The 25175-nt window shown below is 63.3% G+C and carries 26 protein-coding genes, 1 tRNA gene, 2 pseudogenes and 1 riboswitch; of the genes and pseudogenes, 16 read left to right on the top strand and 13 right to left on the bottom strand.

The annotated features are described in order from the left end of the window. Nucleotides 1-12: 12 nt before the first annotated feature. Nucleotides 13-131, bottom strand: a riboswitch (TPP riboswitch). Between the two features lie 151 nt (nt 132-282). Continuing rightward, nucleotides 283-693 (bottom strand): GreA/GreB family elongation factor, encoded by a 411-nt coding sequence (locus BN2475_RS09315; protein WP_094779242.1) that lies wholly within the window; start codon nt 691-693, stop codon nt 283-285. A 575-nt stretch (nt 694-1268) separates the two neighbouring features. Here BN2475_RS09315 and BN2475_RS09305 point away from each other — a divergent pair. From BN2475_RS09305 to BN2475_RS09285, 5 genes are all read left to right on the top strand, one after another. Then, the gene (locus BN2475_RS09305; protein ID WP_094779240.1) at nt 1269-2117 is read left to right on the top strand and encodes a DUF1223 domain-containing protein; all 849 of its coding nucleotides are present in this window, start codon (nt 1269-1271) and stop codon (nt 2115-2117) included. Between the two features lie 240 nt (nt 2118-2357). Further along, nucleotides 2358-2996, top strand: coding sequence for a cytochrome b/b6 domain-containing protein (locus tag BN2475_RS09300; protein WP_094779239.1), 639 nt, complete (start codon nt 2358-2360; stop codon nt 2994-2996). Between the two features lie 42 nt (nt 2997-3038). After that, nucleotides 3039-3830 (top strand): molybdopterin-dependent oxidoreductase, encoded by a 792-nt coding sequence (locus BN2475_RS09295; RefSeq protein WP_094779238.1) that lies wholly within the window; start codon nt 3039-3041, stop codon nt 3828-3830. A 110-nt stretch (nt 3831-3940) separates the two neighbouring features. Beyond that, on the top strand, nt 3941-4189 hold the full coding sequence (locus BN2475_RS09290; protein ID WP_094779237.1) for a pentapeptide MXKDX repeat protein: 249 nt from the start codon (nt 3941-3943) through the stop codon (nt 4187-4189). Nucleotides 4190-4579: 390 nt separating this feature from the next. Then, complete coding sequence (locus BN2475_RS09285) at nt 4580-5509, top strand: EamA family transporter (protein ID WP_094779236.1); 930 nt, start codon at nt 4580-4582, stop codon at nt 5507-5509. Between the two features lie 148 nt (nt 5510-5657). On the opposite strand, the gene BN2475_RS09280 is transcribed toward BN2475_RS09285, so the two are convergent. Together BN2475_RS09280 and BN2475_RS09275 are read right to left on the bottom strand one after the other, a co-directional pair. Beyond that, nucleotides 5658-5792, bottom strand: coding sequence for an entericidin A/B family lipoprotein (locus BN2475_RS09280; RefSeq protein WP_094779235.1), 135 nt, complete (start codon nt 5790-5792; stop codon nt 5658-5660). Nucleotides 5793-6017: 225 nt separating this feature from the next. Beyond that, nucleotides 6018-7487 carry a sensor histidine kinase gene (locus BN2475_RS09275; RefSeq protein WP_245841227.1) on the bottom strand — a complete coding sequence of 490 codons (1470 nt, stop codon included), beginning with the start codon at nt 7485-7487 and terminating at the stop codon, nt 6018-6020. A gap of 231 nt (nt 7488-7718) precedes the next feature. Between BN2475_RS09275 and BN2475_RS09270 the strand changes: the two genes are divergently transcribed. The 5 genes from BN2475_RS09270 (at nt 7719) to BN2475_RS09250 (ending at nt 10147) form a co-directional block, all read left to right on the top strand. Further along, the gene (locus BN2475_RS09270) at nt 7719-7895 is read left to right on the top strand and encodes a DUF1328 domain-containing protein (RefSeq protein ID WP_094779260.1); all 177 of its coding nucleotides are present in this window, start codon (nt 7719-7721) and stop codon (nt 7893-7895) included. Between the two features lie 88 nt (nt 7896-7983). Further along, nucleotides 7984-8145, top strand: coding sequence for a DUF1328 domain-containing protein (locus BN2475_RS09265; protein ID WP_075643714.1), 162 nt, complete (start codon nt 7984-7986; stop codon nt 8143-8145). A gap of 111 nt (nt 8146-8256) precedes the next feature. Then, on the top strand, nt 8257-8829 hold the full coding sequence (locus BN2475_RS09260) for a ferritin-like domain-containing protein (protein ID WP_094779234.1): 573 nt from the start codon (nt 8257-8259) through the stop codon (nt 8827-8829). Between the two features lie 236 nt (nt 8830-9065). Then, on the top strand, nt 9066-9698 hold the full coding sequence (locus BN2475_RS09255) for a response regulator (RefSeq protein WP_094779259.1): 633 nt from the start codon (nt 9066-9068) through the stop codon (nt 9696-9698). Nucleotides 9699-9718: 20 nt separating this feature from the next. After that, complete coding sequence (locus BN2475_RS09250) at nt 9719-10147, top strand: response regulator (RefSeq protein ID WP_094779233.1); 429 nt, start codon at nt 9719-9721, stop codon at nt 10145-10147. 100 nt (nt 10148-10247) lie between these two features. Here the strand turns inward: BN2475_RS09250 and BN2475_RS09245 are convergent, their stop codons facing one another. The 7 genes from BN2475_RS09245 to BN2475_RS09215 form a co-directional block, all read right to left on the bottom strand. Beyond that, a complete protein-coding gene (locus BN2475_RS09245) occupies nt 10248-11453 on the bottom strand; it encodes an MFS transporter (RefSeq protein ID WP_094779232.1) in 1206 nt (401 codons plus the stop codon). A 201-nt stretch (nt 11454-11654) separates the two neighbouring features. Further along, a complete protein-coding gene (locus BN2475_RS09240) occupies nt 11655-12482 on the bottom strand; it encodes a phosphodiesterase (RefSeq protein WP_094779231.1) in 828 nt (275 codons plus the stop codon). Between the two features lie 54 nt (nt 12483-12536). Then, the gene (locus BN2475_RS09235) at nt 12537-13583 is read right to left on the bottom strand and encodes an ABC transporter ATP-binding protein (protein ID WP_094779230.1); all 1047 of its coding nucleotides are present in this window, start codon (nt 13581-13583) and stop codon (nt 12537-12539) included. Continuing rightward, nucleotides 13580-14485 (bottom strand): ABC transporter permease, encoded by a 906-nt coding sequence (locus BN2475_RS09230; RefSeq protein ID WP_094779229.1) that lies wholly within the window; start codon nt 14483-14485, stop codon nt 13580-13582. The genes BN2475_RS09235 and BN2475_RS09230 overlap by 4 nt, the downstream gene beginning before the upstream one ends. A 47-nt stretch (nt 14486-14532) precedes the next feature. Beyond that, entirely contained in the window at nt 14533-15357 is an 825-nt protein-coding gene (locus BN2475_RS09225; RefSeq protein ID WP_094779228.1) for an ABC transporter permease, read from the bottom strand. After that, the gene (locus BN2475_RS09220) at nt 15354-16445 is read right to left on the bottom strand and encodes an ABC transporter substrate-binding protein (protein WP_094779227.1); all 1092 of its coding nucleotides are present in this window, start codon (nt 16443-16445) and stop codon (nt 15354-15356) included. Before BN2475_RS09220 ends, BN2475_RS09225 begins: the two co-directional genes overlap by 4 nt. A 55-nt stretch (nt 16446-16500) precedes the next feature. Further along, nucleotides 16501-17571 (bottom strand): LacI family DNA-binding transcriptional regulator, encoded by a 1071-nt coding sequence (locus BN2475_RS09215; protein WP_094779226.1) that lies wholly within the window; start codon nt 17569-17571, stop codon nt 16501-16503. Nucleotides 17572-17789: 218 nt separating this feature from the next. Here BN2475_RS09215 and BN2475_RS09210 point away from each other — a divergent pair. Together BN2475_RS09210 and BN2475_RS09205 are read left to right on the top strand one after the other, a co-directional pair. Next, nucleotides 17790-17874, top strand: a tRNA-Leu gene (locus BN2475_RS09210). A gap of 172 nt (nt 17875-18046) precedes the next feature. Beyond that, nucleotides 18047-18391, top strand: a pseudogene (locus BN2475_RS09205) (Arm DNA-binding domain-containing protein); the annotation flags it as partial. Here the strand turns inward: BN2475_RS09205 and BN2475_RS09200 are convergent. Beyond that, nucleotides 18392-18787, bottom strand: a pseudogene (locus BN2475_RS09200) (bestrophin family protein); the annotation flags it as partial. It abuts the pseudogene before it with no gap. Nucleotides 18788-18925: 138 nt separating this feature from the next. On the opposite strand from BN2475_RS09200, the gene BN2475_RS09195 reads away from it, so the two are divergent. The 3 genes from BN2475_RS09195 (at nt 18926) to BN2475_RS09185 (ending at nt 20936) form a co-directional block, all read left to right on the top strand. Next, entirely contained in the window at nt 18926-19807 is an 882-nt protein-coding gene (locus BN2475_RS09195; RefSeq protein WP_094779225.1) for an RNA polymerase sigma-70 factor, read from the top strand. Between the two features lie 178 nt (nt 19808-19985). Beyond that, nucleotides 19986-20465 (top strand): carboxymuconolactone decarboxylase family protein, encoded by a 480-nt coding sequence (locus BN2475_RS09190; RefSeq protein ID WP_094779224.1) that lies wholly within the window; start codon nt 19986-19988, stop codon nt 20463-20465. Nucleotides 20466-20528: 63 nt separating this feature from the next. Then, on the top strand, nt 20529-20936 hold the full coding sequence (locus BN2475_RS09185; protein ID WP_094779223.1) for a cupin domain-containing protein: 408 nt from the start codon (nt 20529-20531) through the stop codon (nt 20934-20936). 260 nt (nt 20937-21196) lie between these two features. Here BN2475_RS09185 and BN2475_RS09180 read toward each other — a convergent pair whose 3' ends face one another. Then, nucleotides 21197-22006 (bottom strand): SDR family oxidoreductase, encoded by an 810-nt coding sequence (locus BN2475_RS09180; protein WP_094779258.1) that lies wholly within the window; start codon nt 22004-22006, stop codon nt 21197-21199. A 613-nt stretch (nt 22007-22619) separates the two neighbouring features. Between BN2475_RS09180 and BN2475_RS09175 the strand changes: the two genes are divergently transcribed. Next, nucleotides 22620-23828, top strand: coding sequence for an NAD(P)/FAD-dependent oxidoreductase (locus tag BN2475_RS09175; protein ID WP_094779257.1), 1209 nt, complete (start codon nt 22620-22622; stop codon nt 23826-23828). 116 nt (nt 23829-23944) lie between these two features. On the opposite strand, the gene BN2475_RS09170 is transcribed toward BN2475_RS09175, so the two are convergent. After that, nucleotides 23945-24445 (bottom strand): Ohr family peroxiredoxin, encoded by a 501-nt coding sequence (locus tag BN2475_RS09170; RefSeq protein ID WP_094779256.1) that lies wholly within the window; start codon nt 24443-24445, stop codon nt 23945-23947. Nucleotides 24446-25175 lie beyond the last annotated feature (730 nt).

Raw genomic sequence — 25175 nt, 5'->3', positions numbered from 1 at the left:
CGATGGAGCCGGGTGCGAAATCCGCACGCTTCCCTGCGCTGGCATTATCCAGATCAGGTTCAAAGGGTATTTCTCACCCGCGTGGCACGGACCTCCAACCCCCGTGCGACGCAGGACCCCCGCGTTAGCAGCGCACACGATACACCGGCCGGCCGCTGCTTGGCAACCCGTCGCGGCGAGTTGGACGGCGGGCTTGACAGCGGCGGCGATGCCCTATGTGAGGCGTGACACGGTGGTCAGGCGAAATGCGGCGCCGCAGTGCCGGACGCCGCTCGCGGGCGCTTACAGCGAAAAATCGTCGGCGGCTTCGGGCTGGTACAAGATCTTGTCGAGCTTCAGCACCTTCTGCGTGCCGCTCGGCGGCGTGAAGCGGATCCGCTCGCCGCGTTTGGCGCCCAGCAGCGCGAGCCCAGCGGGCGAGAACACATTCAGGCGGCCGTGCGCGAAGTCGGCGTTGGGCGGATAGACGACGGTCCAGGTCATCTGCTCGCCGCTCGCTTCGTCGATTAGCGTGGCTTGCGAGTTCATCGTGACGACGTTGGCCGGAATTTCGCGCGAATCGACGATCACGGCGCGTTCGAGGACCTCGTCGAGCATGTCATGCAGCTTCGCGTCGGCGCCGGGCGCGCTCGCATGCTTTTCGAGACGGGCGACATCGAGTTCGGTCAGATAACAGGATTTCGTCTTTGTCACGGCGGGTACTCCAAATCGATCTGCGTGTAAGGAAACAGCCTGCGAATGAGATCGGCCCGGAGCCCGCCGACGCGGCCCGGGCAATGGAGCGGGCAGTGTCAGGTCGGGCGCCGGGCGGCGCGAAGCGGGAGCGTTCGGGACGGCTCGGCGGCCGCACTTTGCGTAGCGTCCGCAGGCGCGCCACCGGTTGCGCTGCGAGAGCGCAAGCGGGTGAGGGCGGGCAAGGTCGGAACGTGCATGGGGTAGACGGCAGCTGCCGGAAAAGAATCAGGTGGTGACGCCGCCGCAAAGCGGCAAACGGCGCGATCGAAAGCTGAATGTTAGCATGCGGGCGCGCGCCTCGATTCGACCGGCGACGCACGGTCCACGCGATGCGGCGAGCCAACATCTCCTATTATCGCTGTCGCCGACGCTGGTCGACATGGATGCCCCCATGACGGTTGTCGTGAGCTACGATTGAAGTCACGATCCGCCTTCCGGGTATCGCTAAAAAAGTCGCTAAAAAAAGTAAAAAATCGGCTGTCATAACCGGCCGCGCGGTTCGACAAACGTGCAATTCCTGAGGGGAGCACGTCATGCAATCCGCGCGTACCCGCCGCTATCCGCGGCCTTTCATCCGAGCCTTCGCGCTAGTCCTGGCGCTGTGCGCCGGCGTCGCCAGCGGCCTTGCCAGCGCTGCCGCCGGTGTCTGCAGTGCGCGCAGCCCGGCGCACCGGGTTGCGCTGGTGGAGCTTTACAGCAGCGAAGGCTGCGATAGCTGCCCACCCGCCGACCGCTGGCTGAGCCAATGGAAAGACAGCGGCGCGACGCAAAACATCGTGCCGTTGGCGCTGCACGTCGACTACTGGAACAGCCTTGGCTGGATCGACCGCTTCTCGCAGCATCGCTTCACCGAACGCCAGCAGACGCTGACCCAGCTCGCGGGCGGCCACACCGTCTATACGCCGGAAGTTTTCGTGGCGGGCCGCGAGCTGCGCAGCTGGTCGCGGCGCGACAGCTTCCAGAGCCGCGTCGACCAGGTGGCCGGCGAACCCGCACAGGCGCACGTCGCGCTGCAACTGACGCCGCAGACGAAACGGGCATTCGACGTCGATGCGCAATTCAGCAGCCAGGCCGCGCAGGCGGCCGGCTCGCTGAACGCCTACCTCGCGGTCTATGAAAACTCGCTGAGCTCGCAAGTCGGCGCTGGCGAAAACCGCGGCGCGACACTGCATCACGAGCGGGTCGTGCGGCAATGGATCGGCCCCGTGCCGCTGGTCGCGGGCAATGCGCGGATCAGCCGCGCGATCCGCATCGACGATGCCGATGTCAATGCCAATCTGGACGCTGCCGGCTCGGCGGACCGGTTCGGCGTGGTCGCCTTCGTCGAAAACGACGCGACCGGCGACGTGCTGCAGGTGGCCGAGCTGGCCACGTGCCGATGACCGCGCTCGACTACGTAGCGTCTTCATCACAGCAATCATCTTGCATGGGACCAGAGTTGGCGCTTTAGCGCCAACTCTGGTCGACCGCTGAGGGCCTGGAGTAAGTGCTTTGCATGGGACCAGAGTAAGCGCTAAAGCGCCAACTCTGGCCGACAGCTGAAGCGCTAACTCCAGTCAGACCTCAGCATGGGACCAGAGTAGGCGCTAAAGCGCCAACTCTGGTCGACACCGGAGAGTCTCATGGCAACGCCTCATGCACTGCGCGACAGCGCGCCGCCGGCCACACCGAAGACCGGCGTGATTCATCCGCTGTGGGTGCGCGTCACGCATTGGCTCAACGCACTCGCCGCGATCGTGATGATGCTGTCGGGCTGGCGCATCTACGATGCGTCGCCAGTCTTTCCGTCGTTCCACATTCCGCCCGCCATCACCCTTGGCGGCTGGCTCGCCGGCGCACTGCAATGGCACTTCGCGGCGATGTGGCTGCTGGTCTTCAATGGCCTCGTCTATCTGACGCTGAATCTCGCGAGCGGGCGCTTCGTGCGCAAGTTCCTGCCGGTGTCGCCGCGCGCCGTGCTGCACGATCTGATCGCCGCGTTGACCGGCAAGCTCTCGCACGCCGATCTGCGCGTCTACAACTCGGTGCAGAAGCTCGCCTACCTCGTCGTGATCTGCGATCTGATCGTGCTGGTGCTGTCAGGTCTCGCGATCTGGAAGTCGGTGCAGTTTCCATTGCTGCGTGAACTGATGGGCGGCTACGACAACGCGCGCATCGTTCACTTCGCCGCCATGTCGCTGCTGGCCGCGTTCCTCGTCGTGCATCTGGCGATGGTGGCGCTCGTGCCGCGCTCGCTGCTGGCGATGCTGCGCGGACGTTGAACCCCGCCTGCATGCTTTTGAGAATGTTACGGATGCCGAATCATGAACAAGCCCACTGAAAGACCCGCTCAGCCAGGCGGCCCGAAGCTCGACCGCGAATCGATCCTGATCGACGCCCGCCGCGAACTCGCGATGCCGTCGCGGCGCCTGTTCGGCAAACAGCTGCTGACACTCGGCGGTCTGTCGATGCTGACCGGCTGCTCGCTGACCGACAACGATTCGGTGAACCGGTTTCTCACCGCCGTGTCGCGCCTGAACGACCGCGCGCAAGCAGCGCTGTTCGATCCCACACGACTCGCGCCGACCTATACCGAAGCGCAGCTCACCCGGCCGTTTCCGTTCAACGCGTACTACGGTATCGACGAGGTACCCGTCGTGGATGGTTCGGACTACAAACTGAAGGTGAGCGGCCTCGTCACCGGCCAGCGGATCTGGACGCTGCCCGAGTTGTACGCGCTGCCGCATGCCGAGCAGATCACACGGCATATCTGCGTGGAAGGGTGGAGCGCGATCGGCCGCTGGGGCGGCACGCCGTTCGGTGATTTTCTGCAGCGCATCGGCGCGGACACCAGCGCGAAGTACGTCGGCTTCAAATGCGCCGACGACTACTACGAAAGCATCGACATGCCGACCGCGCTGCATCCGCAAACGCTGCTCACGTTCACCTACGACGGTGAGCGCCTGCCCGCGAAATACGGCTACCCGATGAAGCTGCGCATGCCGACCAAGCTCGGTTACAAGAATCCCAAGCACATCGTCGAGATGTTCGTCACCAACACGTACCCCGGCGGCTATTGGGTCGATCAGGGCTACAACTGGTTCGGAGGCTCCTGACGCGCGGGTCGGCGCACGCGTTGGTCCGTGCGCGACCCGGGCGGCGGCAGCTTCGGAAATATGCCGGCACGCACCGGTTCTGCCTCATCCACAACCCAAGGAGTTACCTCATGAAAAAGCTCGTCGTCACAACCGCCGCAGCCACCGCGGCAATCGCCGTTGCCCTCCTGACCAGCGGCGGCGCCGCGTTCGCCCAGGCGAGCGGCGCGATGTCCAACGAGATGTCGAAAGACACCATGTCGAAAGATTCGATGTCCAAGGACACGATGAAGAAGGACACGATGAAACACGACAAGATGAAAAAGGGCGGCGACGCGACCGGCATGAAGCACGAAGCGTCGGGCGCGATGGCCAACTGACCAGGACCCAGCCAGCCGATGCCGGGCGCGTAGTTCGCGCGAGCCGGTGTCCGGCATGAAACATAAAGCCGAGCCGGGGATACGTCCCCGGCTTTTCTGTTGCAAGTACGCCAAAAAGTTACGATTCTCTCGCGCGGCGCGGTGGGCGCTTACTGCATAATGCGATGCGCGCCGAACTTCGACGCGTGTTCGCCGTGGCGAGATGTATCTTGCGCGCCGCGGCGTTGTGGCCCCGTTGTGACCCCATTGGCCATCAATCGTCTCTCCGTTTGACCGACATGCCCGCCAGCCTCGCCCATCAGACCGCATCGCCGATGCGGTGTCCGCCATCCCGCCACCGGGTCTTCAGCGGGGGCGCAGCACCTCGAGTGGCGCGGGCGGGTTGAACGCATGTCGCCAGAACGTCCCGGTCTTTTTTCGCGTGGTTTCCCAATCCGTTTGCCGCAGTCGCGCGGCGGCCGGATCGCGCTCGCGCTCGCCGTCGTCTATCTCGTATGGGGTTCGACGTATCTCGCCGTGCACGTCGCGCTCGGCTCGTTTCCACCGCTGCTGCTGTCCGGGCTGCGCAACCTGTTCGCCGGCATGGGGCTGCTCGTCTTCGCGGTGCGCCGCAAGCCGGTCTGGCCGAGCGTCGCCGAGATTCGCAATGCCGGGCTGGTCGGCACGATGCTGGTGGGGCTGTCGAGCGGCATGCTCGCCTACGGGATGCGGACCGTCGGCACCGGCACCGCGGCCGTGATGGTCGCGACCGTGCCGCTGTTCGCGACGGTGATCGCCGCCGTCGCGGGACGCAAGATCGGCCGCGGTGAATGGTTCGCGGTCGGCCTGGGTCTGGCCGGCATCGCGATTCTGAGCCACGGCGACAGCACGCCGGGGTCGGCGGGCGGCAGTCTGGCGATCCTGTGCGGCGCGCTGTTCTGGGCGGGCGGTGCGCATCTGGCCGGACGACTGAAGCTGCCGTCGGACCTGTTTCTATCCACCGCGCTGCAAATCGGCCTGGGCGGCGCGATGTCGACGCTGGTCGCGTGGCTTTCGGGCGAACGGATGCTCGACGTGCACTTTCTGCCCGTGCTCGCGTTTATCTACCTGATGCTGATCGGCACGATGGCCGCGTATGTCGCGTACGGTTACCTGATTCGCCATACGAGTCCGATCATCGCGAGCAGCTGCATGTATGTGAATCCGGTGGTCGCGGTGGCGCTTGGCGCGCTGCTGCTCGGCGAGCCGGTCACACGCTCGACCGTGCTCGCGACCGTCGTGATACTGGCGAGTGTGGGTTTGTCGTTCTGGTTCGACTACCGCAAGGAGCGGCTCGCTTGAGGGGCTCGCACCGCCCATAAAAAAGCCCGCCGCGGATTGCCGCGACGGGCTGTCGATAGCCGGCGTGTTGCGCGCCGCGAGGCGCGCGCCGGTCGATGAACCCGTAGCCGATCTCGTAGTTGATCTCTTGATTGACCTCGTAGCTAACCTATTTGGCCTTTTCGGCCGAGTTCGTGATGGCGTGCCCACCCTTCGAAATATCCTCGCCAGCACCGGCCATCGTGTTGCAGCCGGCGAGTGCGGCTGTGCCTGCAATGAGAAGCAAAGCGATCAGTCGATTCATGAGAATTCTCCTTGTCGAGAATGCATCGGTTGATGGGCCCGCGTTTCACGGCACGCGCCAGCTGTCGTTCGACCGGGGCTTACGCCAGTCGATCGGGTCTGATTGCATGGTAAAAAAAGTGCGAGGACGGCGCTGTCAGCCGCTCGGCGATTTTGTTGTCGGCGTGCTCCGGTGTTTGCGTCGGCGCACTCCTACACCGGTTGCCAATCGATGCCGGGAGCCTTGCTAGACGGAGGTTGGCGACGGCGTCGCCGGGGGCAGATCGACCGATGGCGTGGCGGTGCTGGCGCTCGGCATCACCACGTCGATCTCGGTGCCGTTCGGTACGCCGCGCCGGATATCGAAGCAGCCGCCATGCGCGGCGACCCGCTGGCGCATGCCGAGCAGCCCGTGCGTATGGGTGCGTTTCAGATCGGCCGGCGTGATGCCGACGCCGTTGTCGGCGATATGCAGCGTCACCTGGCCGTCGTCGACCTGCAGTGCGATCGACACCTTCGACGCACGCGCGTACTTTGCGGCATTCGTCAAGGACTCCTGCGCGACACGGAACAGCGCGATCTCGGTTTGCTCGTCGAGCTGGATGTCGTCGGCGGGCAGGTGCAGTTCGCGGGTCCAGCTGTTGCGCTGCGCGGCTTCGTCAGCGAGCGTGCGCAGCGCGGTAACGAGCCCGAAGTTCGCCAGCACCGTGGGCCGCATGTCTTCGATGATGCGGCGCTTGAGCGCGATGCCCTGGTCAAGATTGGCGAGCGCGCGTTTGAGTTTGTCGGAGATGTCGGGTGCGCTGTCCTTCAGTTTGCGGTTGGCCCACGCGACGTCCATCTTGCTCGCGGTCAGGATCGCGCCGAGTTCGTCGTGCAGTTCGCGGGCGAGCTGGGTCTTTTCGTTTTCGCTGACCGCCTGCAAATGCCAGCCGAGCGCTTCGAGCTGGCGGGTGCGTTCATTGACGAGCTGATCGAGCTCTTCCTGCTGCGTGATCAGTTGACGCTGCACGCGCGCTTGCCGATCGATCTGGATGCCGAGATTGCGAAACAGCAGAATGAACAGCACGATGTTCAGCGCCGACAGGGCCGCCGCGCACAGCGTCGAGATGCGTTGATCGGCGCGGCTCGCGGCAAGCGCGTGCTGCGCGCGACGCTCCTCGTTGTCGCGCAGCAGCGTGAGCGTGCTGTCGATCAGCGCGGCGTCGGCCGGATCGATCCGGCTCGTACTGCCGCACGCGCCGAGATCGAGCGGATGCGGCGCCGCGTGTTGCAGCGCGGCGGCACCCGCGCCGATGCGTGCATCGATCAGCGCGAGCACTTGTGTGAAGCTGGCGAGCTCGGCGCTGTCCGCCCGCCCGCTGCGATAGAAGCCGTCGAGTTGCTGTTTGGTCTGGCGAATCTGCGCGGCGGTCGCGCAAAAAGCATCGGCAAACGCGTCTTCCTTCGTCAGAAGAAAATGGCTTTGCTCTGCGCTCAGACGCGCGAGCTGACTCGCAAGGGTGCTCAATTGCACAGCGACACCGCGCGCTTCGAGCGCGGTTTCGTATTCAGCGGCAATGCGCTCGCGCGCCGTTTCGAGTATCACCAGGCCGCCCACGGTAATGACGATCGCGACCGTCATCGCGATCGCCCAGCTGCGATTGCGCATCCAGTTGCTCAGTCGCGCTGCGGCGCCGGGGTTGGGCGCGCTCGACAGGTTCTGGACATTTGGCACGTTCGACTCCTCGATGGGCTTCAGTGTAACGCCCGCCGCGTCCCGCGATGGGCAAGGTGGGAGATGACGCGGGATGGCGCGGGGTGGCGCGGGGTGGCGTGACGTAACGCTGCCGTAATCCAATGTAAGCGGATTCTCACACGAAAAACGGCATGCATCGGAATGCGCGCCGCGACCCCGCCCGATACGATGGGCTTGATCGTTGGTTCACTGTTGCGGCAGGAGGACATCATGTTGAGGTGGGCATTGTTCTTCGCCATCGTGGCGGTGATCGCCGGCGTGCTCGGCTTTACCGGCATCGCGGCAGGCGCGGCGGCGATCGCGAAGTTCCTGTTCGTTGTGTTCGTCATCCTGTGCGTGGTGTTCCTCGTGCTGGGCTTCGTAGCGATGAAAAAGATCATCGATTAGCGCCGCACGGCGAGCAGGTTGAGCGCCGCGTTTTTCCAGCGCGCGTGCGGTTCAGTTCAAACCGATGCCAACAGCAGGGAGAGTCGCCATGCTTCATTACGCCGTCGTCTTTTTCGTGATTGCGATCATCGCCGCCGTGTTCGGTTTTACCGGTATTGCGGCGGGCGCGGCCGAAATTGCGAAGATCCTGTTCTATATTTTCCTTGTCGTGTTCGTGGTCACGTTGCTGCTTGGCGTGTTCCGAACGTAGCTGCGCGAACGCCGGCGCGCCATGGTCGTCGCAGTCGTTCCCTCGACCGGCGCGTCAGGCGCGATTCATGCGTGATGCCCAAGGCCCACTACCGGATAAAGGAGAAACTCAATGCCGAAGCAACCTGGCGCCCAGGGCGCCGCATCCCGATCCAGCGATCCGTTCGTGATGGACATCAACAAGATCCGCGAGCAAGCGCGCAAGCACATGTCGGACGGTCCGGTCACGCAAACCTATGGCGCGGATCGCGAGACGGTGCTCAAGCTGCTCAACGACGCGCTGGCCACCGAAATCGTCTGCACGCTGCGCTACAAGCGGCATTACTTCATGGCGAAGGGCATCAACTCCGAGGCGGTGGCGGCGGAATTCGCCCAGCACGCGGCGGAAGAACAGGGCCACGCCGACAGCATCGCCGAGCGCATCGTGCAGTTGGGCGGCGCACCGGATTTCGCGCCGGACGGTCTGAAGATGCGTTCGCATTCCGAATACAAGGAAGGCACGGGCCTGACGGATATGATCAAGGAGAATCTGGTCGCCGAGCGCATTGCGATCGACACCTATCGCGAGATCATCCACTATCTCGGCGAGAAGGACGTGACGACGCGCCGCCTGTTCGAAGAGATTCTCGCGGTCGAGGAAGAGCACGCCGACGACATGGCGGATCTGCTCCAGGGTCGCGAATGAACAGAGCGCGAATGAAGGCAATCGCGACGACGATCGGGACGTCAATAGGGACGACAATCGGGACGTCGATCGCGACGACGGATCGGGCCATGCGGCCACGCGCGGGTGGGTCTGGAAGTGTCCCGCGCCGGCCTCGTCGCCCGTGTTGATGAATTTCAGCTGAGGCCGTGACGGCGCTCATTGCAATGTCGGCATTGGAGCGACTCCATGGCGCGGACTACGCGGACAACGTACCGATGATTCGAGTGTTGATAGCTGACGACCATGCGATCGTCCGAGGTGGATTCAGGCAGTTCGTCGCCGACGAGCCGGATATGTGCGTCGCCGCCGAAGCCGCCACCGGCGACCAAACCATCAGCCTTGTGCGCGAGCAGGCATTCGACGTGGTGCTGCTCGACATCGCGATGCCGGACAAGAACGGCATCGACACGTTACGCGTGATCAAGCAGGTGCGCCCCGAGCAGGGCGTGCTGATCCTGTCGGGCTACCCGGAGAGCCAATACGCGATCAACCTGCTGCGCGCGGGCGCGAACGGCTATCTGAACAAGGACTGCGAGCCCGATGAAATCGTGCGGGCGATTCGTGCGGTGGCGCGCGGGCATCGTTATCTGTCGGAGGCGGTGGCCGACACGCTCGCCGACCATCTCGACAAGCCGACTGTGGGGCGGCCGCACGAAGCGCTCTCCGAGCGTGAATTCCAGATCTTTTGCAAGCTCGCGGCGGGGCGGCTTCCCACCGAAATCGCCGAGGAATTGCATCTGTCCGTGAAGACGGTGAGTACTTACCGGGCGCGCGTACTCGAGAAGATGCAGTTGGCGAACAATGCCGATCTCACGTACTACGCCATCAAGAACGGCTTGATCGAATAGTGGACGATCGAGATATGCCAATGAACAGCGAATCGAATTCCATTGCCGACCGAGCCAGCCACGCGCCGTTGCGCGTATTGCTGATCGAGGATTCGCCGCTGATTCGCCGCAGTCTGGTGGAGGCGATCGACGCGTCCGGTTCGGTGCAGGTCGCCGCGTATGCGGATTGCGCCGATCAGGCGATCGCGCTGTTGAGCGACGAGCCCTTCGACGCGGTGATCGTCGACCTGCAGTTGAAGCAGGGCTCGGCCGTACCCGTGCTGGCTTATCTGCAGCGCGAAGGTTTGATCGACTCGGTGTTTGCCGCGGTGCTGACCAACCATGCGTTGCCGGCGTATCGGGCGCGCTGCGAACAGTATGGCGTGCGCCACTTTTACGACAAGTCGTTCGAGTTCGACCGGGTGATCGACGCACTGCACGAATATGCGTCCGCGCGTAGCGGTGGATGAGCGTGTGACGCCGCAAACGCAGCGGCGCAAAAAGGCAGCGCAAACGCAATGCAACCGCAATGCAAACCCAGTGCCAGGGCGACTGCAATTCAACCCGTGATCAATGCGCGGCGCGCGCCGGCAGCCGCAGATGGTTCCATGCCGCGAGTCCCACGAACGCGAGCCCCGCCACGCTGACACCGATCCACCCGAACGTCGGCCAGACGATCGCGCCGACTCCGGAGCCGAGCGCGCCACCGATGAAATACGCGACCATGTACACCGTATTCACGCGGCTGCGTGCTTCGGGCTTCAGCGCGTAGATGCGCGACTGATTGGATATCTGCGCGGCCTGCACGCCGATGTCGAGGATGATCACGCCGAGCACCAGCCCGGCAATGCTCTTCGCCGATGCGCCGAACACGATGAATGAAATGGCCACCAGCACGATCGATACCGTGATGATGGCGCGCGGTCCGCGCCGATCGGCAAACTTGCCGGCGAGCGGCGCGGCCAGCGCTCCCGCCGCGCCGACGATGCCGAATAGCCCGGCCGCCTGCGGCCCGAGATGAAACGGCGCGCCCGCCAGCAGCAACGCCAGCACCGACCAGAAAATGCTGAACGCCGCGAACAGCGCCGCACCGGTCAGCGATGCTTCACGCAGCGCGCGATGCTCGACCACCATATGCCACATCGACACCAGCAATTTGCCGTAGGGCAGTGCCGAAGTCGGCTGGCTCTTCGGCAGACGCAGGATGATCACGACCGCCAGCACCAGCAACGCGACCACCGAAGCGCCGAACACCGCGCGCCAGCCGAAGTATTCGGCGACGAAGCCGGCGGCGGTCCGGGCCAGCAGAATCCCCAGCAGCAAACCGCTCATCACCATGCCGACCGCGTGGCCGCGCTGGGCCGGCGGCGCGAGTTCGGCGGCGAACGGCACCGCCTGTTGCGCGATGGTGGCGAGCACACCGATCGCCAGACTCGCGAAGATCAGCACCGGCAGCGACGGCGCCGCGGTGGCCACGACCAGCGCGATGCACATGCCGGCGATCTGCAGCAGGATTAGCCGACGCCGGTCGAAGCGATCGCCGAGCGGCGCGAGCAGCAGCATGCCGGCCGCGTAGCCGAGTTGCGTGACGGCTGGCACCGCGCCGACCCACGACGCGCTGGCCGGAAACGACTGACGGAAGTTCGCAAGAAGAGGCTGATTGAAGTAGATGTTCGCAACCGCGACGCCGGCGATGGTGGCAAGCAGAAGCAGCAGGCCGCGCAACGAACGGTCGGCGGCAGTAGCAGCGGAAGTGGAAGCGTCGGAGGTGGACATGAGTAGGGCAGGTCGATGGACCGGCCCATGCGCGGTCCTCAAGCGTGCCGATCATACCGGAGCGGGGCGGATCGTGCTGACCGCCGCGACCGTGGTGAATCATCCGGAGCGTTAGCGGCCTGCTCGACACCGCGCCGCCAGGTTGAGATGGTCGGTCCCGGTGCGTGCGCGAGACCTTCATCAACGCATGAGCGAACGGACTCAGTCGATCAACTCGCCTGCGGGTTCGTAAAACGGATACGGTCCATCCGCTGCATCCACATACGCGTGATGCGTGACGATGCCCGTGGCCGGATCGTAGCGATGCAACGCGTACGCGGGCGGCTCCATCACGAATTCGGACGGCGCGTGCTCGCGCAGATCGAGCGCGACCTGGTGCGCGGGCGCCGGCACCGCGCACGCGATCGTGCCGGCAAAGCGCACGAACATCGGCCGATGCACATGTCCGCAGATCACCCGTTCCACATTCGGATGACGTGCGATCAACGCCGCCAGTCGGTCGGACGCGGCGGCATCGAGCCGCATGTCATCCATATGGCCGATGCCACAGGCAAAAGGCGGATGATGCAAGGCCACCACCGTCGGCTTGCCTTGGGTCGCGTCCAGTTGCGCCGCGAGCCACGCGAGCCGTGCCTCGCACAGCGTGCCGCCGCTCTCGCCCGGCACCACCGAATCGAGTGCGATCACGCGTAGCGCTCCGACATCGACCGCGTATTGCACGAACTCGCCGCCGCTTCGCAATTCCGCGCGCTCGGGAAAGGCCGCGCGCAATGCGTGGCGTTCGTCGTGATTGCCGACCAGCAGGAAGTACGGGATCGCGAGCGGTGCGAGCAAGGTCTTCAGGTGTTCATACTGTGCAGGGTCGCCCTGGTCGACGAGGTCGCCCGTCATGATCACCGCGTCGGGACGCGGTTCGAGCGCGTTGAGCGCGGCGATGCAGCGGGCCAGATAGGCGGCCGTGTCGACACGGCGGTAAGCGAGCGCGCCCGGCCGCTTGATATGCAGATCGCTAATTTGAGCCAGCAGCATGGGTACTCCGTTGTTATAGGGCGTCGATGGGGTGCGCAAAGCAGCGACGCGTCATTACGATAGCGCAATCAACGCGTCCTGCGCGATCGAGATGCCGACCGGCGTGCCGCGCGCCAGTTCGACGCGGCCCGCGACATCGATCAACAGCGGGTCCGGTGCGGCGCCACCGATCGTCAGACGCGTGCGTTCGCCGAGAAACGCACTGCTTTCGATGCGCCCGCGCAAGTGCGCGGTTGCTGGGTCGGCCAGCCACGCGTCTTCGGGGCGAAAGAAAATCTCGTGGGCCTCGTTCGCGCGGCCCGGGTTCGACGGCAGCGGCACGGCGCCGCCGGTCGTCGTCAGCATGCCGTCGCGCCGTTCGCCCGCGAGCCGGTTGATCGTGCCGACGAATTGCGCGACCGTCCGGTTCGCCGGCCGATAGTAGATGTCGCGCGGCGAGCCGATCTGCTCGATGCGCCCCGCGCTCATCACGACGATGCGATCGCCCAGTTCCATTGCTTCGGCCTGGTCATGCGTCACATAGACGGTCGTGATGCCCAAGTTGCGCAATAGTGCATTCATCTCGCTGCGCAAGGTGTCGCGCAATCGCGCGTCGAGCGCGGTCAGCGGTTCGTCGAGCAGCAGCACGCGCGGTTGCACCGCGAGCGCGCGAGCCAGCGCCACCCGTTGACGCTGGCCGCCGGAGAGCTGATCGACCGGTTTGTCGGCGTGTGCGGTGAGGCGCATCATGCCGAGCAGTTCGTCGATGCGTTGCCGCGCAGTGTCGGCCGGTACGCGCCTGATCTTCAAGCCATAGCCGATGTTGCCGCGCACGGTCAGATTCGGAAACAGCGCGTAGCTCTGGAACACCATGCCGACCTCGCGCTTTTCGATCGGCAGCGCGGTGACGTCGTCGTCGCCGAACGCGATGCGCCCGTCCGCGTCGGGCGTTTCGAGCCCCGCGATCAGGCGCAGCGTGGTGGTCTTGCCGCAACCGGACGGGCCGAGCAACACCAAAGTCTCACCGGCGGCGATCTGCAGATCGAGCGGTTCGAGCACGCGGGTGCCGCGAAACGTTTTTGCGCAGTGCGTGAGCGTGATCGGAACAGAGGCTAGTTTCATGGCTTCGTGATGGACTTCGAGGAAGAGCTCGCGACGCGCTTTTTCGTCGCGCTGCGCTGGCCGGTCGCATCGACGCCGAGCCATTGCATCGCGACGAGCAACGGCATCGTCATGATGAAGAACAGGATCGTGTACGCGCTGCCAATCTCGATGCGCAACGATGCATAGGTATCGGCGAGGCCGACCGGCAGCGTTTTAGTCTCGGGCGTGTGCAGCATCCACGTGAGGTTGAATTCGCCGATCGACAGCGTCAACACCGCCAGCGCGCCGGCGACGATGCCCGGCCGTGCATTCGGCAGCACGATGGTGACGAAGCGTGTGAAGAAACTTGCGCCGAGGCTTGCCGCGCCTTCTTCGAGTGTGCGCAGATCGCTGCTCGCGCATACCGCGGCCACCGCGCGCACCATGAAGGGCAGCGTAAACACCACATGCCCGGCCACGATGAACGCCACGCTCATCCGGAACCGCGTGAAGCCGCCGTAGACGACCAGCAGCGCAAGCGCGGACGCGAGACCGGGCAGCGCGATCGGCAGCACGAGAAACTCCTCGATGATGCGCGACAGCCGCGTGCGGCTGCGCGCGAGCACATAGCCCGCCGGCACGCCGGTCACGAGTGCGATGAGCAGGGTCGCCGCGGCCACTTCGAGCGAGAGCCACACCGAGCCGTGATACTGCGTCCACACTTGAATGAGCCAGCGCAGCGTGAGTCCGCTGGAGACGCCCTTGAAGTAGTTGACCGTCAGTCCGGCCATGATCGACATGACGACCGGCACGATCAGAAACGCGCACAGGAGTAGCGTGACGAGCCATTGAGCGGCGGCGAGCCACGTCCTCGCGTCCGGCCATCGGAGTCGCACGCGCGGCCTCGTGGCCGGCTGAGGCGAGGAGGTGATGAAATCCATAGGTATCCTGTCTTTCTGTCTGCTCAGCCCGGACCTGGGCGCATCGCTCACGCGCTCGCCGCCACCGCCGAGCCGCTCGCGCTGCGCGCAAGCGCCAGCACGGCCCACGTGACGATGCCGAGCACGATCGACAGACCCGCGGCCGTCACCATGTTCGCGTTGAGCGTGAACTCGGTGTAGATGGTCATCGGCAACACGTCGATGTCGGTCGCGAGCGTGAAGGCCGTGCCGAATGCGCCCATCGCGGTGGCGAAGCACACCGCGCCCGCCGCGATCAGTCCCGGCGAGAGCGCGGGCAGCACGATGTCGCGCATGATGCGCCACGGCGACGCGCCGAGCGAGCGCGCGGCTTCTTCGAGCGACGCGTCGAGTTTGGTCGCCGATGCCATCACAGTGACCACTACGCGCGGAATCGAGAAGTACAGGTAGCCGACGAAGAGGCCGCTCATCGAATACGCGAACACCCAGCGGTCACCAGCGAGATTCAGCGAGAGCGCGCCGATCAGCCCCTGGCGTCCGGCCAGCATGATGACCATGAAGCCGACCACCACGCCGGGAAACGCGAGCGGAAACGTCAGCAGCGCGAGCAGCGTGCGCTTGAACGCAAACTCGCGGCGCGCGAGCAGCAGGCCGGCGATCACCGACAGCACCAGCGTCGCGACCGTGACCGCCGCGGACAGCACGACGGTCGCGCCGAGACTCGCCATGTAGCGCGGATTCGTCAGCAGCGCGCGGTAGGTGGCGAATGCGTGGCCGTCGCCGCTCAACTGCGCGAGCGCGACCATCGGCAGCAGCCAGAACGCGATGAAGATTGCCAGCGCCGGCGCGATCAATGCGATGCGCCAGCGCAGCGGGAACGTGATGTCGTTCAATGCATCACCTGCAGATAGCGCTCGCCGAAGCTCGCCTGCTTCTCGGCCATCTTGCCGAAGTCGACCGGTTTTGCGCGTGCGTAGTCGCTCGCCGGCAGGAACTTCGCGGCGGTGTCCGCGTTCATCGCGCTCGCGCGCACCGGACGCAGATAGGCTTCGGCCCACAGCTTCTGGCCTTCGTCGGACAGCACGAAATCGAGCACCTTCTTGCCGTTCGCTTCGTGCGGCGCGCCTTTCACCAGACTCATCACATAGGGCACCGAGATCGTGCCTTCGCGCGGGATCACGAACTCGACATTGGCGTGATCCTTGTACTTCGCGCGGTACGCGTCGAAATCGTAATCGAGCAGGATCGGGATTTCGCCGGACATCACGCGCGCATAGGCGGTCTGTTTCGGCACGATCGGCGCGTTGGCTTTGAGCTTGCGAAACCAGTCGAGGCCGGGTTCGAAGTTTTCGAGCGTGCCGCCGAGCGCCTGGTTCACCGCGACCGCGCCCGCATAGCCGACGAACGCGCTCGACGGATCGAGGTAGCCGATCATGCCTTTGTATTCAGGCTTGAGCAGGTCGGCCCACGAGCGCGGCACCGGCTTGCCTTCGAGCGCGTCCTTGTTGACGAAAAAGCCCAATGTGCCCGAGTGGATCGTGAACCAGTAGCCTTGCGGGTCCTTCATGTTGGCGGGAATGTCGTCCCAGTGCGCTGGCTTGTACGGCTGGATCACGCCTTTGTCCTTCGCCTGGAAGGCCGACGACACGCCCAGATACACCACGTCGGCGACCGGGCTCTTCTGCTCGGCCATCAGTTGTGCTATCGATTGGCCGGAGTTCTTGTTGTCGAACGGCACGCGGATGCCGGTCTTCTGCTCGATCGCCTTGATCTGGCTCGCCCAGTCGGCCCATTCGGGCGGGCAGTTGTAGCAGATCGCAGTCGCGTCGGCGTGAGCGGCTCGCGGCGCGAGGGCGGCAAGCGCGGCGCCGGCGACGATCATGCCGGCCGGAAGCGCCGCCATGGTGGCGCGCACGAGCCGGCGCACGAGCGCGTCGAGTGAATCGAGCGACGAAGCGAAGCGTGAGGAAGAGCGGATCACTGCGGGTCTCCTGGAGAGGAAGAGAGCGGGTGGTTTGAATTGGAGTTTGTGCGTGTCACGCGAACGGCTTCCCGGAGGCCGCGGCGGCGAGTGGCGGCGACGCTTCGGCGCGGTTCGAAATCGCCGCGATGGTGGCGCCTTCGCGCAGGCTATGCGGCAAGGTCAACGCGAGCGATGTCTCACCGCATGTCGTGTAGTCGCCGGTGACGCGCGCCAGCAAACGCTGCCAGGCCGCGCAGCCGATTTCGCGGTTCGGTGCGCAGATGCTGGCGAGCGGCGGCGCGAGCAGCTCGCCCATCGCGAGGCCGTCGAAGCCGAGAATCGACATGTCGTGCGGAATCCGCAGACGCGCGCGACGCAGCCCGCGCATCACGACCATCGCCAGCAGGTCGTTACTGCAGAAGAGGGCGGTCGGACGATTCGGCCCGCTGGTCAGATGCGCGAGCACGGACGGCGCCAGCTCGTCCGCGTTGAAATCGACTTCGAGCGCCGGCGCGGGCGTGAGTCCCGCCTGCTGCATCGCTTGCGCGTAGCCGAGATGGCGCTGGCGCGCCCGGTCGGACGCGGCCAGCGTGCCGGCCAGCATCAGGATGCGGCGATGGCCGTGCGCGATCAGCTGGCGCACGCCGTCATACGCGGCGAGCCGGTTGTCGACCGAGACCGACGGACGCCGCACCGTGTCGTTGTGCATCAACACATAGAGCTGGCCGGCGCGGTCGAGATCGTCGAGCAGCGGGTGCGTGTCGGCATCGGCGACGGTCAGGATCAGCCCTTCGACGCGCTGTTCGTGCAGCGTTTCGATCGCGTGGCGTTCGCGGTCGGTGTCGTACTGGGTGGTCATCAGCATGAGCCGGTAGCCTTGCGCCGCCGCGAGTTCGTCGATGCCTTGCAGGCATTCGGCGAACACCGGGTTGGCAAGCGTCGGCAGGATCACGCCGATCAGGCGCGTGCGTTCGCCGCGCAACTGCCGGCCGAGCGGGTTGGGACGGAATTTCAGCGCGTCGATGGATTGCCGCACCTTGTCGAGTGTGACCGGGTTCACGGTGTGCGGCGCGTTGATCGCCCGCGAGACCGTGGCGATGGAGAAGCCCGCGTGGGCGGCGACATCTTTGATCGTCGGGATCATGGATTTCCGCTCTCAGCCGTAATCGTGGCTGTAATCGTTTTCGTGAGCGGATTATCGGCAAGGTTTGTGACCTCCGGATGACTCGGCTTGCGCCCGGTGTGCGGGCGAGCGAACCGTATAGGCAGGCAGACGGGTAGGATGGTTGCGCGGGGCTGCGCCGGTTTGGTGCGCTTGCCGGGCGAATGGTAGAATTCGCGGCCACGCGCGATTGCGCCCCAGCCGGGGTGATGAAATTGGTAAACATAGCGGACTTAAAATCCGCCGCTTCACAGCTTGCCGGTTCGAGTCCGGTCCCCGGCACCAGGAAGTATTCCGACAAATTCCGCTGAAATCCGTAAAGCCGCCGTGCCATAAGGCTCTGCGGCTTTTTTTGTGCCTGCGTGTTCCGGGATTATCGAGGTGCAGCCGACGATAAATGGTGGTTTTTTGGTGGTATCTGACCGAATCTTTGCTGCCTCGATCGGGAGATACCACCATGCCGCTAACCGACAAGCAAGTCAGGAACGCCCAATTCAATCCAGACGGTACAGGTAACCGATTGTCCGACAGCGGACGCATGTATCTGCAGATCGACAAGTCGGGCTCGAAATACTAGCGCCTGAATTTCCGCTTCGCGGGGCAGGACAAGACGCTCGCACTCGGCGTGTATCCTGACGTGTCGCTGGCGGCTGCGCGTAAGAAGCGCGACGACGTGCGTGAGAAACTGGCGGCCGGGATCGACCCTGGCGAAGCGAAGCGGCTGGAAAAGCGTGCGGTGCGTCTTGCCGCGGCCAACTCGTTTGAGGTGGTTGCGCATGGCTGGATGAACGAGCGCAAGACTCTATAGCGCAATGATTGTCTGGCGCGATGGATCGTCGGCATGTTCTCCGAGCATCTCTTTCAGATCGCGCTCGATGATGCTGCACAGCGTCGAAATAGGAACGTCATTTGCGCCGCCTTCAAACGGATTCTCCGTGCTTTCCCCAACCTGCTCGAGCGACGTGTACATCCACGATACTGCGACACTGCACGGCACCACCAGCCATATCATGTTGCCATGCATGAAGCCACCCACCCCATCATTCAGCTTATCGAATTCGTGAAGCAGCCCGAATGGGAAAAGCAAACAAAAAAACCTCACGAATAGCGAACTGACCGTTGCATATTGACGTGGATAAGGGAAATTCTTAAAACGTTCCGACCTTGACTGGAGATCAATGAAATCCCCAACCGCCTTTTGCCGGCGCCGCGATATGTTCGGACTACCCGTGCAACGTCTCGCACGGCGACCTCAATTCCATACGTGGCAATATCCTACTGTCAGAGAGTTGTTCGACTGGCGCTCATGTTTTCACACGGCTGGAGAAATCTGTTCATGAATGACGACGCGCGTGCCTTTAATGGGCTTCGCCCTCGGCTACACAAGATTGCGTATCGGATGCTGGGGTCAATTGCCGAGGCCGAAGATATCGTGCAGGACGTCTGGCTGCGCTGGCATGCGGCGCCCCGGGAGGCCATCGAAAATGTTGAAGCGTGGCTTGTCGCAGTTGCGACGCGCCTGTGCATCGACCGTCTACGTGCGGCAAAAATTCAACGGGAACATTACTCGGGTATATGGTTGCCGGAACCTGAAATGACCGACCCGTCTGCTACGCCAGAAGGGGTTAGAGAGCGCGCCGACGACGTCTCCGTGGCATTTCTGATGGTGCTTGAGCGGCTTACCCCGGAAGCACGCGCAGCGTTCCTGCTGCGCGAGGTTTTCGACGCGGACTATGACGAAGTCGCCGAAGCCATCGGCAAGACGGAGGCCGCGTGCCGCCAACTGGTCAGCCGTGCCAAAGCGCAGCTACGGGACGAACGTCCACGCTATGCCGTGCCGCGCGAAACCCATCTCCGCCTGCTGCAGACGTTCGCGCAGGCGCTGGAGCGCGGCGATTTCACTGCAATCAATGCCTTGCTGGCCGAAGACGCGATGCTGATCGGCGACGGCGGCGGCAAGGTGCCGAGCTTCCCGAAACCGATGGTGGGCGGACGGCGCATCGCACAGCTTTTCTATGCTTCGTGCCGGCGCTACGGCAGTGAACTCAGCGTCAAGCTCGTGGTGCTCAACGGTCAATGGGCGTTGCTACGCTTTGTCGAAGGTAAGCTTGAATCGGCTCAGTCATTCGAAACGGACGGCGCGCGCATCGTCCGTATTCTCGTGCAGCGCAATCCCGACAAGCTGGCGCGTATCGCCGTGGCACACTGCAACTCCTGAACGCTGATATTTCTCCGTCCTGCCTGCGCTCGCTTGTGTTTGATTGGTGCCAAAGGGGCAACACCGTGATCCCGTTTGCGCGTCTACCGCGCAACGTCACGTCGGCCTACGATGACTTCGTGCGGCGCATTGCCGCTAACGACATCCGCCAGGCGCGAGTGTTCACCAGGAGATATCAATGACGCAGCGTATCAACTACATTCAGCAATCGCCGGAGCTGTTCAAGAAGTTCCTTGAATTCAGTAATCAACTGAAGGACAGCACAATCGAAGAATCGATCCGCGATCTCGTTTCGATCCGGGCGTCGCAGATCAATGGCTGTGGCTTTTGCGTTGACATGCACGTTAAGGAAGCACGCATGCATGGAGAGCGCGAACTGCGCCTCCATCATCTCGCGATCTGGCGTGAATCGACGCTCTTCGCACCACGCGAGCGCGCCGCACTCGCGTGGACTGAAGCGTTGACCAAGCTTGCCGAGCTTGGTGTGCCGGACGATATCTACGAACGCGTGCGTACGCAGTTCTCCGAGAAGGAACTGTCTGACCTGACGTACGAAGTGATGTCCATCAACGGCTGGAACCGCGCGAACGTTGCGTTCAGGACCGTGCCGGGTTCGGCCGACAAGGCATTCGGCCTCGACAAGGCGAACCTCGCCTGAACCGTCCGGTTCTTCTCCACCTTCGTCCCGCACGTGCGGGACGCGTTATTTGGAAGGCACACCATGTTTCGACTGAGGAACACCGCAATCGCAATGCTTGCCGTCGCAGGCACGCATATCGGCGTGGCTTGCGCGACGGCTCCCGAAGCCGTCGTGACACCGCTGATGACAAAGCCGCTCGACGATTATCCCGGCAAGGAAGCGCTGATGATCACGGTGACCTATCCGCCGGGTTCCGTCGATCCCGTTCATCGACATCACGCGCACGCCTTCATCTATGTACTGGAGGGATCGATTGTGATGCAGGTCAAGGGTGGCAAGGAAGTCACGCTTACGCCTGGGCAGACCTTTTATGAAGGTCCGAACGATGTACATACCGTCGGGCGCAACGCGAGCCAGACGCAACCCGCGAAGTTCATCGTGCTTCTTCTGAAGGACAAGGGCGCGCCTGTTCTCGTGCCGGAGAAGTGAGCAGGTTCGTGTGGTGACGTTCTGGTTTTGCCCGTTTGGCTTGCCGCTGGCATCAGCGTTTGCATCTTCGCGGGCCGATTCCAGTTCCTGCGAATCTGCACAGCGAAAGCAGGCCCAGATGCATCCGTCACAGAGAAATGGAAGCATTCAGACGTTGCCATGCGTGGTGCCAACACACGCCAGCTTGCCTGGGTTGCGCTGCTCATGTGCTCTCCCGTAAGGCTGCGGCCATGCGTTGCGCAGCCCGGTCCATTTCATCTTCATTGAAGGGCGCGAAACCCATCACCAGGCTCGCTTCGATAGTCCGATTGTGAGCAAACAGCTTCAGACCGCTCCAGCCAGCCACAGCGCGACGTTGACTGAGTAGCGGTGAATGTCCCGCAGGGCTTGCTGCTCGGTCTGCATCCCGTTCCGCCGAAATATCGGGCCTTGGGGTCTCTCACAACCTCACGCCGATCGCCGGCGGCCTTCAGATAGCGGGCGATGATTTCGTTGAACGGCGCTCGTTCCGGGCCGGCGATCTCGACGATGCCGCTTCGCGGCGCCGTGAGCGCCACATCGGCAACGATCGCGGCAACATCGTCAGCCGCGATGGGCTGGAACAGGCCTGGTGAAACCCTGATTACGTTTCCATCCGCACTTGACGCGGCGATGCCGCCGAGGAACTCCATGAACTGCGTGGAGCGGATGACGGTGTAGGGGATGCCGGAGGTCTCGATCAGCTTCTCCTGCGCGAGCTTGGCGCGGAAATAGCCATTGTCGGGCGTCCGGTCGATTCCGACGATGGATAGCGCGACATGGTGCCGGACACCCGCTGCGGCCTCCGCCGCGAGAAGGTTGCGGCTGGAAGTCTCGAAGAATTCCAGCACCGCCTTGTCTTCAAACGATGGTGAATTGGCGAGGTCGATCACCGCTTGCGCGCCGGCCGCGGCTTCCTTTAGTCCTTCCCCGGTGATGCTGTTGATACCGCTTCTGGGCGAGGCGGCGATGACCTCGTGCCCGCCCTGGCGAAGAATTGCGACGGCCTTCTCGCCGATCAGGCCGGTGCCGCCGATGACGACAATCTTCATGGTGTGCAGTCCTTTGTCGATCACTCGAGACCCTTAACCGGGTTCGAATGCAGATGAGGAAGAAATCTGGACGTTTTGCGGGTCGGATGTGCGCTACGCTCGTTAAAGCACGTCGTCATCGTAGACGGGCGCCGCCTGTTGCAGTAGACACGCCGACAGACACACGGTGTTGCCCGCTCGACACCAATCAAAAACAGGCCCAAGTACTTTCACCCGGTGAAAGGCGCGGCCCTTTCACTGCGCACATCATCTACGGACAATTACCCACACTCACGCTCGGACATTCGGACATCGGCTCCGTTTCTGGCAACGGACCCGCGCGGGGCAATTGATACCGATGTCGTTCCGTCTTGTTGATTGTTGTCGTCGAGGCAACATGGTGAGTGCGCTCGCGGGGCTACTAGCCCTCGATCTCCGAGTCTACGATCTGTCCTGACGGTGCCGCGCAAGCGACGTCTGTGATGTCGCTTGCGCGCGCGGCCGCCATCGTTCTCCGAGTTCGGGAATCATGCTCAGCGATCTCGACACTCGCCGCTGAATAAAGCAGGCACCCGTTGCTATGAGTTCGGTGCTTATCGTCGACTTCGTAATTTTCCAACCGAAGGCAATAATCATGTCGCAGAAAATCCTGATAGTGGGCGCCGGCTTCGCTGGGGTGTGGGGTGCACTAGGCGCAGCTCGCGTGCTCGATGGTGCTGGCGTAAGGAAGAGTGACGTTGAAATCACCTTGATCTCCCCGAAACCGGAATTGCAGATCCGTCCGCGGCTGTACGAAAGCGAGCCACAGCGGATGGCTGCACCGCTGCGTCCGCTGCTGGACGCGGTGGGCGTGAATTTTCTGGAAGGCAGTGTCGAAGAGATATCCGTTCATGACAAGACGGTAAGTGTCGTGTCGGCTAACGGGTCGACGCGTTCGCTCGCCTATGACCGGTTGCTGTTGACCAGTGGCAGCAGGTTGAACAGGCCGCCGATTCCGGGTCTGGCAGAGTACGCATTCTCTGTCGATCGTATTGAGGACGCGGTAGCGCTCGACGACCACTTCAGAGAGCTGGCGAAACGGCCGGATTCGCCGGCACGCAACACTGTTGCAGTTGTCGGATGTGGCTTTACGGGTATCGAAGTCGCAACTGAATTGCCTAAGCGAATCCGCGAGTTGTTTGGCGCCGACGCGGCAGTCCGCGTGGTCGTGATCGGATCCCAGGACGATATTGGTCCCGATCTCGGCCCCAATCCTCGACCGTATGTATCTGAAGCCTTTGACTCGCTGGGCGTTGAGACTGTACTTGGATCTGGCGTGGTGTCGGTCGAAGCGGACGGGGTTCGCACTGCGGCGGGTACCCGTATCGAAGCCATGACCGTCATCTGGGCGGGTGGAATGCGTGCCAGCTCACTGACAGCGCAAGTTTCCTCGCATCTTGACCCACTTGGACGCGTCGAGGTGACACCTGATCTTCGCGTGGCAGAAGCACCTGCGGTGTTTGTAGCGGGTGATGTTGCGCGAGCTCTGAGCGACGACGACGGGCACTATGCATTGATGTCCTGTCAACACGCTATCGTGATGGGGCAATTCGGTGGGCACAACGTGGCAGCAGACCTGATCGGCGTCCCGACACTGGAATACAGGCAGCCGTTCTATGCGACCTGCCTCGACCTCGGCGAGTGGGGGGCTGTTTACTCGGAAGGCTGGGATAGACAGATCAAGCTGACGCACGCCGAAGGAAAGGCGCGCAAACAGATGATCAACACGCAGTGGATCTACCCGCCGGCGCCGAACCGTACCGAAGCGTTGGCAGCGGGTAACCCGCAAGCTTCCCTCGGCTAACCTGTTGGCGCCGCCCAAGCTGTTGCGGTGAGCGGAGTGCGTCAGTCACGGGCGGCAGCGGCAATGAACGTCTTCAACAGACAACTACGCGCTGCTGCCGCACGAAGGGCGTTGACTTAGTCAACAACGGTCACGATATTGACAGTCCCTTGTCTGGCCATCTTTGCATACGGGCACAGGCGTTCAGCTGTTCGAACCATCTCTTCCGCCACGCATCGGTCAATGCCCGGCATCCGGACCCGGAGATCGATAATCAATGCATAGCCTCCATCCATGGGATCACGGCCGAACGAAACCTGCACCTCCACAACAGCATCGTTGATCTCCATTGCGGCGCGTTTCCCGATCAGGTTCAGCGCCCCGTGAAAGCACGCCGCAAATCCCGCCGCGAACAACTGCTCGGGATTGGTCCCGTTACCGGGCCCGCCGAACTCGGTGGGCAGTCGCAGTTCCACGACAAGATTTCCGTCATCTGAACGGGCCACGCCAGATGCGCGGCCGTGTCCCGTCTCGCCGCCGGTAACGGTGACAGTCGTTGTGTACAGTGGATGAAAATCCCGGCCCCGATACCTGTCGAGGAGGGAAAGCGGGGGAGCTTGCAGCTTCTTGTCGTCCATAGTGCGGTCTCGAGTTCTGTGATGCGCGTTCCGGCTCTCAGTCGTCAATTTGTCGAAGCCTGCCTTACCAGGGCGGACTGCACCTGCAGGAGCAAGCGCGGTCTCCGGGACTTCGAGGAATTGCATGGAACGAACGATCGTATAGCAAATGGGGATGACCTCTCGCCCACCCCGATTTCTGGAAGGTGACGGACAACGCCGCCCCCATGGTAGATGAGCGTGGATGGTAACGGTAGAGTCGTCCAGGGAGACATGATGTTTCCAGTTTGGCGCCAATCCAGATGGCCACACGAAACCGGGGCACCCCGTCACGTGATCGAGGCGGCTGATTCCGTGCTCGTGCACGCACTGGCTAGATGAGAGCGGCCGCATTCAGCGATTTGTTTCTAACAAGCAGGTGCTAAACTGCTGCACGCCAGACTTCATTGTGACGGCACCGCATGCGGAATGCGGCCGCCTCGACGGGTATTGATATTCGGGCGTCAAGCTTCTGTGGCTGCACGAAGGTCGAGTGAGATAGAGCGAAATAGGAAACCCCTGTAGGGAAATCCTGACGGTCCTTGATGCAGTCGCTGGTATCTGTCCGGTTGGAGGCTGCGTCCCGGGCTGCGGCGCGACGGTCGTCCCGGGCTGCATTCACAGGCGTTTCCCGTCTCGCCAGGGCAGCGTCGATCACGGTCACTTCATAGCTGCAACACGATAGTCGTTGTCGGCGCCAGAACCCATGCTC

The sequence above is a fragment of the Paraburkholderia ribeironis genome (assembly GCF_900019265.1).
GTDB classification, from domain to species: domain Bacteria; phylum Pseudomonadota; class Gammaproteobacteria; order Burkholderiales; family Burkholderiaceae; genus Paraburkholderia; species Paraburkholderia ribeironis.
This window is presented reverse-complemented; position numbering and strand designations above follow the sequence as displayed.

Coding starts and splice junctions, on each gene's coding strand:
- BN2475_RS09305 (WP_094779240.1), top strand. CDS start 1,269: ATGCAATCCGCGCGTACCCGCCGCTATCCGCGGCCTTTCATCCGAGCC.
- BN2475_RS09300 (WP_094779239.1), top strand. CDS start 2,358: ATGGCAACGCCTCATGCACTGCGCGACAGCGCGCCGCCGGCCACACCG.
- BN2475_RS09295 (WP_094779238.1), top strand. CDS start 3,039: ATGAACAAGCCCACTGAAAGACCCGCTCAGCCAGGCGGCCCGAAGCTC.
- BN2475_RS09290 (WP_094779237.1), top strand. CDS start 3,941: ATGAAAAAGCTCGTCGTCACAACCGCCGCAGCCACCGCGGCAATCGCC.
- BN2475_RS09285 (WP_094779236.1), top strand. CDS start 4,580: ATGTCGCCAGAACGTCCCGGTCTTTTTTCGCGTGGTTTCCCAATCCGT.
- BN2475_RS09280 (WP_094779235.1), bottom strand. CDS start 5,792: ATGAATCGACTGATCGCTTTGCTTCTCATTGCAGGCACAGCCGCACTC.
- BN2475_RS09270 (WP_094779260.1), top strand. CDS start 7,719: ATGTTGAGGTGGGCATTGTTCTTCGCCATCGTGGCGGTGATCGCCGGC.
- BN2475_RS09265 (WP_075643714.1), top strand. CDS start 7,984: ATGCTTCATTACGCCGTCGTCTTTTTCGTGATTGCGATCATCGCCGCC.
- BN2475_RS09260 (WP_094779234.1), top strand. CDS start 8,257: ATGCCGAAGCAACCTGGCGCCCAGGGCGCCGCATCCCGATCCAGCGAT.
- BN2475_RS09255 (WP_094779259.1), top strand. CDS start 9,066: ATGATTCGAGTGTTGATAGCTGACGACCATGCGATCGTCCGAGGTGGA.
- BN2475_RS09250 (WP_094779233.1), top strand. CDS start 9,719: ATGAACAGCGAATCGAATTCCATTGCCGACCGAGCCAGCCACGCGCCG.
- BN2475_RS09245 (WP_094779232.1), bottom strand. CDS start 11,453: ATGTCCACCTCCGACGCTTCCACTTCCGCTGCTACTGCCGCCGACCGT.
- BN2475_RS09240 (WP_094779231.1), bottom strand. CDS start 12,482: ATGCTGCTGGCTCAAATTAGCGATCTGCATATCAAGCGGCCGGGCGCG.
- BN2475_RS09235 (WP_094779230.1), bottom strand. CDS start 13,583: ATGAAACTAGCCTCTGTTCCGATCACGCTCACGCACTGCGCAAAAACG.
- BN2475_RS09230 (WP_094779229.1), bottom strand. CDS start 14,485: ATGGATTTCATCACCTCCTCGCCTCAGCCGGCCACGAGGCCGCGCGTG.
- BN2475_RS09215 (WP_094779226.1), bottom strand. CDS start 17,571: ATGATCCCGACGATCAAAGATGTCGCCGCCCACGCGGGCTTCTCCATC.
- BN2475_RS09195 (WP_094779225.1), top strand. CDS start 18,926: ATGAATGACGACGCGCGTGCCTTTAATGGGCTTCGCCCTCGGCTACAC.
- BN2475_RS09190 (WP_094779224.1), top strand. CDS start 19,986: ATGACGCAGCGTATCAACTACATTCAGCAATCGCCGGAGCTGTTCAAG.
- BN2475_RS09185 (WP_094779223.1), top strand. CDS start 20,529: ATGTTTCGACTGAGGAACACCGCAATCGCAATGCTTGCCGTCGCAGGC.
- BN2475_RS09180 (WP_094779258.1), bottom strand. CDS start 22,006: ATGAAGATTGTCGTCATCGGCGGCACCGGCCTGATCGGCGAGAAGGCC.
- BN2475_RS09175 (WP_094779257.1), top strand. CDS start 22,620: ATGTCGCAGAAAATCCTGATAGTGGGCGCCGGCTTCGCTGGGGTGTGG.
- BN2475_RS09170 (WP_094779256.1), bottom strand. CDS start 24,445: ATGGACGACAAGAAGCTGCAAGCTCCCCCGCTTTCCCTCCTCGACAGG.